We start from the raw sequence: 13,608 nt of genomic DNA, 5'->3' as shown, positions 1-13,608 counted from the left end.
TTAACATGAACGTACCCGTATGGGTTATTTTTTTTGCAATTAATTAGTGTTGCACTTGATATTGTAATTTATCATTTTTATAAATCAAAATGAAACTAAGAATTTTTTATTGAAGTACCCGTGAATAAAATACTATTCTAACATTTAACTTTAGATATAATAATTTTTAAAGAAATAAGGTTAGCATTCCTTTTAATACTAACCTTAATACTTCATTCAACGTATATATAATTTTCTACTATCTTTTTAATACTTTAACACCATATTTATTTAACTTTAATTCCCCACTAACTTCTTCATTTGTAAGCATATCAACATACTTATTATCATCTAAAACAACAGTGTTATTTTCTTCACTAAAATTCATAACAAATACATAATCATTTTCACCATCAGTTCTCATTTGAGCTGTTACTCCAATAGGTAATTCAGTATTAATTACAGGTTTAATTTCTAAGTCATTTATTATTTTAGTAAAGAACTCAGTATCAAAATCATTATTAGTTCTTGCTGCTATATAATAAGCCTTACCATTTCCATAATTGTTTACTGTTAATGCAGGCATTCCAGCATAATAATCATTTTTATAAGTTGCTAATACTTCTGCAGTTTCAGCATGAATTACATCACAATAATCTCTTAATTTATAACTTCCTTTAGCACCTAACTCATTACTATCTTTAAACTCTAAATAATTTACATCTGAATCATACAATGTGTCAATTTCTTCAGCCCAAATTCCTGTAACTTCTCTTAGTGGTCCTGGGAATCCCCCTAAGAAGCATAAATCATTTTCATCAACTAATCCACTGAAATAAGTTGTAACTAAAGTACCACCATCTTTAACAAACTCTGTTATTCTTTCAGCAACACCTGGTCTTATCATATATAACATTGGTGCCACAAGCAATTTATACTTAGAAAAATCACACTCCATATTAACTACATCTACAGGAATTCCTTTTCTCCAAAACACCTTATAATAATCTTCAACAGCTTCAAAGTATCCCTTATTATCATTTTTAAGTGCTTGGCAATCATCTATTGCCCATCTATTTTCCCAATCATAAATTATAGCTACTTCTGGTTCTACACTAGTTCCAAGTATTTCAGTTAATTTTTCTAATGTTTCCCCTACTTCTGTAACTTCTCTAAATACCCTAGTATTTTCATGTCCACAATGATCTACTACTGCTCCATGGAATTTTTCAGATGCTCCTCTTCCTTTTCTCCATTGGAAGTATTGAACTGAATCTGCTCCATGTGCCACACCTTGAAGTGATGATAATAAATGCATTCCTGGTCTCTTAGTTTTATTTACCTTATGCCAGTTAACTAAGCTTGGAGTACTTTCCATTATTAAAAATGGTTGTCCGCCCTTTAATGTTCTATATACATCATGTACAAAACTAACATTAGCTGCAGTATCATATGTCTTTTCAAAATTATTATGCCATGCTGGATAATCATCCCATGATACAACATCCACTTCTTTAGCAAACTTCCAATAATCTAATCCATTAAATAAACTCATTCTTGGATAATCACCCATGAAATTAGTTGTAACAGGTATATTAGGTGTTATTTCTCTAATTGGTGCTATTTCATTTTTATAGAAATCTATAGTTTGATCTGTAGCAAATCTCTTCCAATCAAGATTATGTCCATGAACAAACTCTTCACCATGATGTGCTGGACTTTCTATTTGTGACCAACTAGTAAATTTATGACTCCAAAATCCTGTCCACCATGCTTTATTTAATTTTTCTAAATCATTTTCATATTTAACTTTTAACCATTCTCTAAAAGCTTCTTGGCAAAGATTACAATGACACTCTCCACCATACTCATTAGATACATGCCACATTATAAGTGCAGGATGATCTTTATATCTTTCTGCTAATATTCTATTAATTTCTGAAGTCTTTTCTCTATATATTGGTGAAGTAAAGCAGTGATTATGTCTTTGTCCATGAAGTATTCTCCTTCTATCTGACCAAACACGTAAAACTTCTGGATATTTTTCTGACATCCAAGCTGGTCTTGCTCCACTTGGAGTAGATAAAATTACATGAACCCCTGCCGCGGCCATATCATCCATAACTTTATCAAGCCATTCAAAAGTATACTTACCTTCTTCGGGCTCTATTGCGCTCCACCCAAAAATATTTATAGACACACAATTACAATGTGCTAATTTCAATAATCTTACATCTTCCTTTAATATCTCAGGATAATCTAACCATTGATCTGGATTATAATCTCCTCCGTGTAAAAAACCTTTAACCTTTTCATTAACAGGTTTAAATTTTTTAATCATTTTATATTCCTCCAATACCGCTTAATTATTGCATACTTCTTCTTATCTAAAATTTTGATATTTTTAAATTAATCTTATTTTCTACAAATTCTCACTTTCCATATATTTGATTGCACTAATTTCTCTTACTTTTTATATCTCTTTATTAAAAATGGCAGATGACTATAATTTTTATAAATCTTAATCATCTGCCTATTTTAAACTGGAAACACGCTACTTACTTATGCTCGTAGGTGTAGCTTTGCCCATAATAATTACTATGAGCATTACTAATAGTGAGAAGGCTATTTTAAATGAGACACACAGTGTAACTTCAATTAACTAAATCAAAGATTTAGAATCTTTATATGAAACACACTACTCACGTTGTTCGTAGGTGTAACTTCGATTAACTAAATCAAAGATTTAGAATCTTAGTTATATGATTTAACAAATTCTGTGGCTTGTTTTTGACATTCTTCTAATATCTTATCAAATCCAGCTTGTGTTAATTTTTCTCTAAACTCTTTAACACCAGCTTCTACATCATCAACCATTCCTAAATCTAGAGGTACTCCATATTGAGTAATAACATTACCTACTGCTGCCATTTCATTTTTAACATTAGAATCATCAAATGAAAATGCAGCTAAAGGATTAGAAACTGTATAATTGTCACTCCACTTAGTGATAGTTTCTTGAACTATTTCTGGTTCAGTAGATGAAGTACGAGCAAATTTAGTAGTATACCATCCCCACGGACAAACTTCACCTGCTGGGAATGCATCACTTCCTTCTAAAGAAGTATATTCACCTTCAGCTGAATTTTCCCAATGCTCACCTTCAATACCATACCAAGTTAAGTTATTAATTTCTTCGTCATATCTTAATAATTCAATTGCCATTAAAGCTCTTTCAGGATTTTTTGAATTAGCATTTATTGCAATACCATTGTTTGTATAAGGTTGAACAACTCTGTTAACTCCTTCACTTAAATCAAGTAATGTTGCATTCCAATCTGGATTAGCTGCATTCATTTCAACAGTTCTATTTGCTACAGTACTAAGATTCCAAGTCATTATTGCAGTTTTTCCTGCTACGAAATCTTCATCTCTAGTAGCTTGGCTTGAAATTGAATCTGCTGCCCAATAACCCTTATCAGCAAATTCCTTCATTTTCGTTACATATTCCATATATTCTGGAGTATCAACAAAGGCAAATACTTCTCCTGATGTATCATTAACATCATATCCAATCGATGGTGTTGGAGCTCCACTAACAGTTGAGAATCCATATCTTTCAATCATATATGGCCATTGTAAATTTTGTCCCCCACCATTAGCCATAACCTTAATTCCATTTCCTGATTCACCTTGTGCTACAGCATCCATAAATGCTTCAAGTTCATCATAACTTGTAATTGATTCAAATCCATATTTGCTTGCTAAATCTCCTCTATAAGCAAATACGTTTGTACCATATTCATTTCTATCATTTGGAACCATATATACTTTCCCATCAATTTTTGCTTGATTCCATGCATCTGCTGGTTCATTAGCATAAATTTGTGGAGCATATTCCTTTAATAAGTCATCTGTTAACTCTAAGAATCCATTTTTAGTTGCAACTTGGCTATAATATCCCCACCCTGCAGCTGTGAATATTAAATCAAAATCTTCACCTGATTGGAATAATAGTTGATACTTAGTTGTCATATCTGACCAAGGAATAAAATTCACTTCTAAAGTTGCATTTATTTCTTCCTTCATCTTTTCGTTAACCTTTGCATAAACCTCATCAAAATCTGCTGGTTTATCTCCTATTAAGTACATTTTCAATTTAACTTCTTTTAATTCTGAAGAATTTGATGCTACACTTTTATCATCGGATCCTTTTGACCCACATCCTACCATAAATGAACTTAACATAAGCACGCTTAAACCTATAGCTGCTAATTTTTTTATTGACCTTCTTATCATTTTAAAATCCCCCTCATAACTCATTTATAAATAAACCCTTTTGGTATTTATCCTTTTTGTATTTTTTATTAATCTTTATCCTTTAACCGCTCCTATAGTTACACCACTAACAAAGTATTTTTGAATAAATGGATAGACTAATATAATTGGTCCAGTTACTATAATTGTTAATGCCATCTTTAAAGACTCACTTGGCATATTTATTGTAGAACCTAATGAAGTTCCACCACCAGCTTGTGCTAGTATTGTTTTATATGCTTCGATATTGTTTACAATCTTATATAAATAATATTGTAATGAATATAAATTTTCATTATTTATAAATAACATTGAATTATACCAGTCATTCCAATATCCTAATGCAATAAACATTCCTATAGTTGCAAGTGCTGGTTTGACTAATGGTAATATTACCTTCATAAATATAGTAAAGTCTCCTGCCCCATCTATTTTAGCTGATTCTGTTAATGCTTGTGGAATTCCACTCATATAGCTTTTCATAATAATTATATTGAAAACACTTAACAATGGTGGTAACAATAAAGATAAATAGCTATCCTTTAAACCTAAATATTTTACCATTAAAATATACCATGGAACTAATCCACCACTAAATAATGTTGTAAAGTAGAAGAAAAATGATACTTTATTTCTCCACTTAAAGTCCTTTCTTTGTAATACATATGCTGTCATCGCTACTATAAATAATCCAATTGCTGTACCAATTACAGTTAAACTTGCTGTTACTCCATATGCCCTAAGTATTGCCATTGGTTCCTTTAATGCAGTTTTATATGCTTCTAATGACAATTCCTTTGGGAAGAAAGAGAAACCATTTGCAATGATTTCTTTTTCTGCAGTGAAAGATCCAACTACAACCATTAAAAATGGTATTAAACATATTATTGCTACTAGTGCAATTAGTGTATAACTTAAAATATTAAATACTTTTATATCTTTTGACTTCTTCATATTTTACCTCCTAGAATAATGAGTAATCTGGATCATATTTCTTAACTAAGAAATTAGTAAATACTATTGTTATAAAGCAAAATACTGATTGATATAATCCAGCAGCTGCTGACATTCCAACTTCTCCTGATTGAATAAGAGACCTAAATGTGAATGTATCTATAACATCTGTTGCATTAAATAATGGTCCATTATTACCTACAAGTTGATAAAACATTTGGAAATCTCCTCTAAAGATATTTCCCACTGCTAATAATGTTAATATTATTAAAGTCGGTACCAAACAAGGAATTGTTACTTTGAAAATTCTTTGGAATATATTTGCTCCATCAATTTGAGCTGCTTCATATATTTCTGTATCAATTCCCATTATTGCTGCTAGATATAGCACTGTTCCATATCCAACATTTTTCCATGCTGAGAAAAATACTAATATAAATGGCCAAACCCATGTTGTTCCATAGAAATTAATTTTCTCTCCTCCAAGCTTTGCAATTAATGTATTAATTGTTCCATGCTCAACATTTAAAAAATTGTAAGCAATCATTCCAACAACAACCCATGAAATAAAATATGGTAAAAACATTGCTGTTTGTGTAATCTTTTTAAAGAACTTTCCACCAATTTCTGAAATTAATATCGCAAGCCCCATTTGAAGAACTGTATTAATAACAATAAACAATACATTATAAAATATAGTGTTTCTGGTTACAGTCCAAGCTTGTCCTGAAATAAAGAAATATTTAAAATTGTCAAATCCAACCCATGGACTTCCAAAAATACCATCTCTAAAATTATAATTCTTAAATGCAACAATTGAACCTGTCATAGGCAAATAACTAAATAGTAAGAAATAAGTAACTGCTGGTACAAGCATCAGTAATAATATCCTATTTCTTTTAAATTGCCTTACAAAAGAAGATTCCTCATACAAAGTATTTTCCTTATTTTTGTTTTTCGAAAAAAATCCATTTTTAATTTTTTTGCTATCTAACCCTTTCTCCATATATATCCCCCTTATAAGTTATCGTTTTCATCAACTGATATAATGATAACATCTACATAAGTAATATTTATTGGTAAAATAATTAGATACTAGTAAAATATTATTATCTTTTTTATTTTGACTTACCATTTATTATAATCTTAAATAAAACCAAATTGAATAATTTTTGTATTTTATGTTTATTGTTGAATAAATTCTAACAATAATGGTATAATTTTAACATATTTGATATAGGGGGTATATATATGGTCAAACTTTTAATTGCAGATGATGAAAGTTTTACACGTCAGGGTATATTAGAAACAATTCCATGGAAGGCTTTAAATATCAGTGAAGTACGAGAAGCATATGATGGTCAAAATGCATTAGAAATTATAAAAGATTTTGAACCAGATATTTTATTAACCGATGTAAGAATGCCTCGTTTAAATGGTATAGAATTATCTTTTAAGGTTAGAGAATTATATCCTAATTGTTCTATTATATTTATGAGTGGTTTTTCAGATAAAGAATATTTAAAATCAGCTATTCACCTTAAAGCAATAAGCTATGTAGAAAAGCCTATTGATTTAGATGAATTAGAAATTTCAATTAGAAATGCTGTCACAGAAGCTCAAAAATCAAAAATAATATATAAAAACATTAAAGATAATATAGTGTTAGATTTAATTAATTCAATTACTAATGATGAAATAAATTTACTTTTATCTTCTCATTATAATTCTGACTACTACTTGTCATTATTGGACAAGCCTTCTGTAATCGTTTGTTTGAATTTAATTAATTGTATTAATATTGATCAAAACTTAATTATTTCTAATTTACAAAACTTAATTTCTATTTACAATATGGAATCTTTGATATCGTTTATTAATAAAAAACAAATTATTATTAATTTATTTCTTAAAAATACTATAAAATCATTAATATCTAATTCTGAATTTAATTCATTGCTATTTTCGGTTAGTGAATATATAAATAACTTTACACCTTTAAACTTCTGTATAGGAAATATTTTCAACAATATATATGATATTAAAAATGCTTATACTGATATTATTAAAATAGTTAACTCTGCATTCTTTTATAATCATAATTCCGTAATTTATTTAGAAAATTTTAATCCTAAAATTTATGTACTTAATAATGATATCTATGATGATTTTCAAAAATATTTAGTTAATGAAGATAAGTCTAGTTTACTTTTATTAACTAAAGAATTAACAAATGAAATTAAAAATTATCCAAGCACCTCTATAAGTTATGTAAAGGATATCTATTATAATTTACTGCTAAAACTTATTAACTTTTCAAATGATAGAAAAATTGATATCTCAACTCATATAGATAGTAACAGTCTATTTGAAGATATATTGCAACTGAATACTATCTTTGAAATTAATAGTTACCTTATAGATAAAATAAATAATTTCTTTAAATTATTAGAAGAAAAAAATAACAATAATAAACCTATATTAAACATTTTAAAATTTATCCATGAAAACTATGCTGATGTTAATCTTTCCCTAGAGGAAATAAGTAAAAATATATTTTTAACACCAGCACATATATGCGTAATTTTTAAAGATCATACTAATACTACTGTAAATAAATATATCACTGAATATAGATTAGACAAGGCAAAAACTTTATTACAAGACCCTTCAATAAAAATGAATGAAATTGCTTCAAGTGTTGGCTATAGAGATGGCAATTATTTTGCTAAGATCTTCAAAAAGGAAGTCGGCTATAGCCCCTCTGAATATAGGCGTAAATTCACATAATGAAAGATTATATTATAAATAAAATTACTTTTTTTAGGAAACTAAATTTAATACAAAAATTTCTATTAACTTATTGTATTTTAATATTAGTTCCTTTAACAGCTTTATTTGGATACTCTTATGCTAAAATGTCCAATATCATTGAAAGTAATTTATTAAATTCTACTGAAAAGGCCTTTGAACAATCTGTTGATTTTATAACTTATAAACTATATAGAATCTTTGATATTTCTAATACATTAGCTATTGATGAAAACATTGTAACAATACTTAGGAATGATCCTGATAATTATTTACTATCTGACCAAATAAGTCATTTATCATATTTAAGATTATTTCTTTCATCATACGAAGATGAATCTGAAGTTTCTAATGTAAGTTTATATGTTAATGATAATTTTATTTACAAGAATGATAATAAAAATATTTTTAGTATGAATATATTAGATGGTACTAAAGCTATAAATTCAATAAATAGTACTAATGCCCGATTTATTTGGGGACCTAGTTCTTATTTTACTACTTATAATCCACTACCATCTGATACACTCTCACTTTTTAAAACTATAAAAAGCCCTGATAATTTTGCTGAAAATATAGGTTATTTAAAGCTTACCTTTAAAAAATCTCTAATTAGCGATATTATCAATAAAATTAATTCTGTACCTAATACTGTTAGCTATATAATTAATTCTGAAGGAATCATAATTTGTTCATCCGAAGAAAAAAATCAAAATATTGAATATATAACTGATATAAATCAAATTCAAGATTTTGCAAATATAAATAATAAGTTTTCCACTACTAAAGTTAATAATTCAAAAATTTATGTTAAATCGTCTTTAATAGATAAAACAGATTGGTATTTGGTAACCTTATTACCAGAATCAAGTATTATTGCTGCTATAAATTCTCAAAGAATCTATCTTTTCATTATAGTAGTTATTTGTGGTGGAACTTCTATAGCTTTAGCTTTTTATTTCATAAAATATATAAATAAAAGATTAAATAAAGTAGTTAAAGGGATGCGTTGTGTTCAATCCGGTGACTTTAGTCATTATATTGATCATAATGATAATGATGAATTAGGAGAATTAATTGATAGTTACAATTATATGATTGGTAAAATGTCTATATTAATTGATGAACAATACAAACTTGGTAAGAGTGTAAAAAATGCTGAATTAAAGGCTTTACAATCTCAGATTAATCCTCATTTTTTATATAACACCCTAGATATGATTAATTGGATGTCATATAAAAAAATGAACTCTGAAATTAGCCATGCAGTTAAAAATTTAGCTAAATTTTATAAGCTTTCTTTAAACAAGGGTAAGGACTTAGTTCCTATAAAAGATGAGCTACAGCATGCAACATTATTTGTAAACATTCAAAATATGAGATATAACAATAGAATTTCATTAAAAATTAATGTTGATGAAGCTATTAATGATTATTTAATTCCAAAGATTACTTTACAACCTATTATTGAAAATTCTATTAATTATGGAATTCTGGGTAAAGGTGAGGGAACTGGCACTATTTCTATACTAGGATATTCTATTAACTCAGATGTGATTCTAACAATTTCTGATGATGGTATAGGAATGACTGAAGATAAACTTAAAGAACTAATCGATAATAAGCTTACCTCTTCAAAAGGTAGTGGTTATGGCTTAAAAAATATCAACAAAAGAATTAAACTGTTATATGGTGATAATTATGGCCTTTCATTTAAAAGTGTTTATAATTATGGTACTACAGTCATTATTAAAATTCCACCAATTAAAGAAATAGAAAAAAATGATTAAAATATGAGGTATTAAACTATGGGTAAACAAAAAGAATTTTATGACAAACCACTTTTTTCAATTATTAATTATATAACTTGGCTTTTATTAGGAGGACTTTATTTTATTCTCCTTAATATACCACTTATATTTTTTTATACACTAACATCATATAATGCTAGTCTATTTAGTATAGCTTTATTATTTATTTGCTTAATTCCATTTGGACCAGCTTTAGGCGCTTTATACTCTACAATGGCTGAAATAGTTAGAGAAAAAGATATTTCATTCACCTCTTACTTTTTTAACTCTTATAAAACTCAATTTAAGTCTAACTTTAAATTATGGTTTGTAGAATTATTATTATTAACTATCTTCTTTGTAGATTTTCAGTATTTTTATTTAAATATGTCTTCAAGTGGACTTCATATAATATTTTTAATATTAGGAATTTTTGTATTAATATTAGGTCTTTATGCATTTCCTATTAATTGTAGATTTCATATGAAATTAAGAGATATTGTTGCATTATCTTTTTACTATTCAATAAAGAAATTCTATATAACTTTATTAAAAATAATTGTTACATTAATAGCACTTTTCCTTGTTGCTAAAATACATGCTCTGTTAGTACTATTTATACCAAGTATACTTTGTTTTATATTAACAATTTATGATAAACCTATATTATTAGAGCTTGAAAAGAAATCATCAGTTGGAACTTTATCAGCTTCTAATTAAATGTAATATCTTCAACAAACTTTATATTGAATAAATAAAAAGTAATAACTCTGATAGAAAACTTTTAGTTTTCTATCAGAGTTATTACTTTTATCTTTTATTTATCCATTATTTATTATTTCCTGTAACAAGTCTGGATAATCGGTAAATACTCCACTTACTCCTGCTGAAATTAATTTTCTCATTAAGATTGGACTATTCACAGTATAAATATTTACATCTATATTATTTTCTTTAGCTTCTTTAATAAGCGCTTCTGATACTAATCTAATATCTGGGTGAATTGCATTTGCACCAAAATCCTTAGCATAATTAACTACATCTTTTATAGGCTGATAATATAATAATCCTGTTTTAAACTCACTATCAATTTCTCTAGAAATTTTTATAGACTCATGATTAAAGCTAGATAATATTACTCTATTCTTTAACTCATACTTGTTAACTAAATCTATTACATCTTTTTCAATTCCCTCATAATGTATTTCATCAGTTTTAAGTTCTATATTTAATATTACCCTAGAAGCTTTAACTAACTCTAAAACCTCTTCTAAAGTAGGAATTCTACACTCTAAGTTATCTTCAAAATTCTTATTTCTACACTTAAAACCCTTAAGTTCTTTAAGGGTATAATCCTTTACTAACCCTTTTCCTATAAATGTTCTTTCAATATCTTCATCATGTATTACAACAAGTTTATTGTCTTTACTCTTATGAACATCAATTTCTAAACCAGTTGCTCCTGTTTTTATGCCTTCTTTTATTGATAATATAGTGTTTTCAGGATAATACTTACTTGCCCCTCTATGTGCAAAATTTATCATACAACTTCACCTCAAAATATTTATATTATTTTTAATGCTTTTAATGCATTATACACACCATGATCATTAATATTATCAGTTACTAAATCTGCTCTCTTTTTTAATTCATCGCATCCATTTCCCATTGCAACTGAATAATCTACTTCCTCAAACATTTCTAAATCATTAAAACCGTCTCCAAAAGCATAATACTTAATATTTTTATCATTAATGCTATTTCTAATATATTTAATTGCACTTCCTTTATTACATTCACTATTAAATATATCATATCCTTCTTTTATATCTACTAATTCAACAAACTTAAATATACTATATTTTTTCATAATTTTAGAAATATCTTTACTTTTTATATTTGCATTTATTTGAAAAACCTCGTATTTGCTTATATTTTTTAATACTACATCTTCTAATTTTTCTATTTTCATATTATACTTCATTGAAAATTCCTTAACCCACTGATATTCTGTTTTCCCAACACTTTTATCTAACATGTGTAAACAATATGGTATATCATTTTCTTCAAAATATTGTACTATATCTTGTACGCTCTCTTGCTTCATATACTTTTTATAGATAACCTTATCCTTTACAGTAATTAATGATCCATTAGCGCTTACTATAGTATTAAACATTTTATAGAGATTTTCCTGCTTTACCATAGCTAAAGATCTACCAGTTGCTATAGCTACATTAACTCCATTATTTTTACACATATTTATTGCTTTAATAGTATGATCACTTATAATATTTTTTTCTCTACAAACTAATGTATTGTCTACATCAAAAAAAATAGTTTTTTTCATCTTTTCCTCCCTTGATGATTTGCTTCATTATATTTTTTAATTATTTGACTTATTATACTTTTCTAATGCACTATTAATTGTTTTTGCCATATTATCTACTGCATTTTGCGCTGTTATTTCATTATTTAGTACTTTTTCTATATTTTCTTCTATAGCTGCTCTTGCTTCTGGGAATACTCCTAAAACAGCACCTGATTTATTATTATTTTCTCTTAATTGCTCTATTGCTGTTTTAAATTCTGGATTTGCTTCTAAATATTCAACCATTTCTGGTAATTCATAAGCATCTGTTGAAACTGAGAAATATCCTGTTGCTTGTGCCCATTTAACTTGTGATTCAGCTGATACCATAAACTTTATAAATTCAAAAGCAGCATCTTCCTTTTCATCATCCCCCTTATCCATTATCCATAAAGATGCTCCTCCAACTGATACTCCACCTTCATCACCTTCTAAAACAGCTGGGAAATATGCTGTTCCTAATTCAAAGCTATCACCTATCTTGCTCTTTAAATCACCTAAATTAGCAGTTGAAGCAACTATCATTGCAGCGTTTCCTGATGAAAATGCATCTAATGTATTTTGACCATCTCTACCAAAGTTTCCAACAACACCAGAGTTAACAAGTGACTTCCATCCCTCTACTATGTTTAATGCTCCATCATTATTATCAAATACAACCTCTGTTGCATCTCCTTCTCTTCCATTTCCCTCATTAGCATAATCTAATTCTTGCTTTATTAAGAATTGCTCAAAAAACCATCCATATATTTGCATTGCATATCCATATCTTGAAACTTGATTTCCATCTTTAATTGCTAATTTATTAGCAACATCTATTATTTCATTAAAATTCGTTGGAATATCATCCTCTGTTAAACCAGCCTCTACAAATGCGGTCTTATTATAAAATAAAATAGGAGTTGAACTATTAAATGGCATTGAATATAACTTACCATCTATAGTATAGTAATCTAATATATTTTTTTCTAAAGAAGCTGTATCATAACCGTTCTTATCTATCATATCTTGCATTGGTATAGCATATTCACTATCAATCATCCACTTAGTTCCGATATCATATAATTGCATAACATCTGGTCCTGAATTACTTAATGCTGAACTTTTAAGTTTATTTATAGAATCATCATAACTTCCTTGATATTCGGCAACTACTGTAATTTCATCTTGTGAATTATTAAATTCTTCAACTAATGAATTTATAGCTTCTCCACCTTTTCCTCCCATAGAGTGCCAAAAAGTTATTTCAGTATTTTCCCCTGTTTTATTACTTCCTACTGAATTATTTGAACACCCAGCTAATGTCGTAACCCCTAAAATTGTACTTACCGTTATTGCTAATAATCTTCTTTTCATTCCCTTTTCCTCACTTTTTTAAATTTTTAA

At 27.7% G+C, this 13,608-nt stretch carries 10 protein-coding genes; 3 read left to right on the top strand and 7 right to left on the bottom strand.

Going from position 1 to position 13,608, the window contains the following annotated elements:
- Positions 1-238: 238 nt before the first annotated feature.
- The 4 genes from ABUA17_RS13445 to ABUA17_RS13430 form a co-directional block, all read right to left on the bottom strand.
- The gene (locus ABUA17_RS13445; protein WP_042398052.1) at positions 239-2,320 is read right to left on the bottom strand and encodes a beta-galactosidase; all 2,082 of its coding nucleotides are present in this window, start codon (positions 2,318-2,320) and stop codon (positions 239-241) included.
- Between the two features lie 413 nt (positions 2,321-2,733).
- Entirely contained in the window at positions 2,734-4,278 is a 1,545-nt protein-coding gene (locus ABUA17_RS13440; protein WP_042398050.1) for an ABC transporter substrate-binding protein, read from the bottom strand.
- 75 nt (positions 4,279-4,353) lie between these two features.
- Entirely contained in the window at positions 4,354-5,250 is an 897-nt protein-coding gene (locus ABUA17_RS13435; protein WP_042398048.1) for a carbohydrate ABC transporter permease, read from the bottom strand.
- Positions 5,251-5,260: 10 nt separating this feature from the next.
- Entirely contained in the window at positions 5,261-6,256 is a 996-nt protein-coding gene (locus ABUA17_RS13430; protein WP_082423903.1) for an ABC transporter permease, read from the bottom strand.
- A gap of 245 nt (positions 6,257-6,501) precedes the next feature.
- Here ABUA17_RS13430 and ABUA17_RS13425 point away from each other — a divergent pair, with 245 nt between their 5' ends.
- From ABUA17_RS13425 to ABUA17_RS13415, 3 genes are read left to right on the top strand one after another with little or no spacing between them, the layout of a single operon-like run.
- Positions 6,502-8,040: a response regulator transcription factor gene (locus ABUA17_RS13425; RefSeq protein WP_042398046.1), complete on the top strand. Its 1,539-nt coding sequence runs from the start codon at positions 6,502-6,504 to the stop codon at positions 8,038-8,040.
- Positions 8,040-9,851 (top strand): sensor histidine kinase, encoded by a 1,812-nt coding sequence (locus tag ABUA17_RS13420; protein WP_055291632.1) that lies wholly within the window; start codon positions 8,040-8,042, stop codon positions 9,849-9,851. The genes ABUA17_RS13425 and ABUA17_RS13420 overlap by 1 nt, the downstream gene beginning before the upstream one ends.
- An 18-nt stretch (positions 9,852-9,869) precedes the next feature.
- Entirely contained in the window at positions 9,870-10,571 is a 702-nt protein-coding gene (locus tag ABUA17_RS13415; RefSeq protein WP_042398044.1) for a DUF624 domain-containing protein, read from the top strand.
- 101 nt (positions 10,572-10,672) lie between these two features.
- On the opposite strand, the gene ABUA17_RS13410 is transcribed toward ABUA17_RS13415, so the two are convergent.
- Genes ABUA17_RS13410 through ABUA17_RS13400 form a run of 3 tightly spaced genes read right to left on the bottom strand, consistent with a single transcriptional unit; the run spans position 10,673 to position 13,578 of the window.
- Complete coding sequence (locus ABUA17_RS13410) at positions 10,673-11,395, bottom strand: glycerophosphodiester phosphodiesterase (protein ID WP_055291633.1); 723 nt, start codon at positions 11,393-11,395, stop codon at positions 10,673-10,675.
- A 20-nt stretch (positions 11,396-11,415) separates the two neighbouring features.
- Positions 11,416-12,201 carry a Cof-type HAD-IIB family hydrolase gene (locus ABUA17_RS13405; RefSeq protein WP_055291634.1) on the bottom strand — a complete coding sequence of 262 codons (786 nt, stop codon included), beginning with the start codon at positions 12,199-12,201 and terminating at the stop codon, positions 11,416-11,418.
- 36 nt (positions 12,202-12,237) lie between these two features.
- Positions 12,238-13,578 carry an ABC transporter substrate-binding protein gene (locus ABUA17_RS13400; RefSeq protein ID WP_055291635.1) on the bottom strand — a complete coding sequence of 447 codons (1,341 nt, stop codon included), beginning with the start codon at positions 13,576-13,578 and terminating at the stop codon, positions 12,238-12,240.
- Positions 13,579-13,608: the final 30 nt, after the last annotated feature.

This window comes from Clostridium sp. RTP31139st1_H3_RTP31139_211217, from assembly GCF_040227035.1.
Taxonomy (GTDB): Bacteria; Bacillota; Clostridia; order Clostridiales; family Clostridiaceae; genus Clostridium; species Clostridium saudiense.
The sequence above is the reverse complement of the archived record's forward strand: the minus strand, read 5'-3'. Positions and strand labels throughout refer to the sequence as shown.

What these genes read in the sequence shown, in the direction of transcription:
- ABUA17_RS13405 (WP_055291634.1), bottom strand. Translation starts at nt 12,201, where the DNA reads ATGAAAAAAACTATTTTTTTTGATGTAGACAATACATTAGTTTGTAGA.
- ABUA17_RS13400 (WP_055291635.1), bottom strand. Translation starts at nt 13,578, where the DNA reads ATGAAAAGAAGATTATTAGCAATAACGGTAAGTACAATTTTAGGGGTT.
- ABUA17_RS13445 (WP_042398052.1), bottom strand. Translation starts at nt 2,320, where the DNA reads ATGATTAAAAAATTTAAACCTGTTAATGAAAAGGTTAAAGGTTTTTTA.
- ABUA17_RS13415 (WP_042398044.1), top strand. Translation starts at nt 9,870, where the DNA reads ATGGGTAAACAAAAAGAATTTTATGACAAACCACTTTTTTCAATTATT.
- ABUA17_RS13425 (WP_042398046.1), top strand. Translation starts at nt 6,502, where the DNA reads ATGGTCAAACTTTTAATTGCAGATGATGAAAGTTTTACACGTCAGGGT.
- ABUA17_RS13430 (WP_082423903.1), bottom strand. Translation starts at nt 6,256, where the DNA reads ATGGAGAAAGGGTTAGATAGCAAAAAAATTAAAAATGGATTTTTTTCG.
- ABUA17_RS13440 (WP_042398050.1), bottom strand. Translation starts at nt 4,278, where the DNA reads ATGATAAGAAGGTCAATAAAAAAATTAGCAGCTATAGGTTTAAGCGTG.
- ABUA17_RS13410 (WP_055291633.1), bottom strand. Translation starts at nt 11,395, where the DNA reads ATGATAAATTTTGCACATAGAGGGGCAAGTAAGTATTATCCTGAAAAC.
- ABUA17_RS13435 (WP_042398048.1), bottom strand. Translation starts at nt 5,250, where the DNA reads ATGAAGAAGTCAAAAGATATAAAAGTATTTAATATTTTAAGTTATACA.
- ABUA17_RS13420 (WP_055291632.1), top strand. Translation starts at nt 8,040, where the DNA reads ATGAAAGATTATATTATAAATAAAATTACTTTTTTTAGGAAACTAAAT.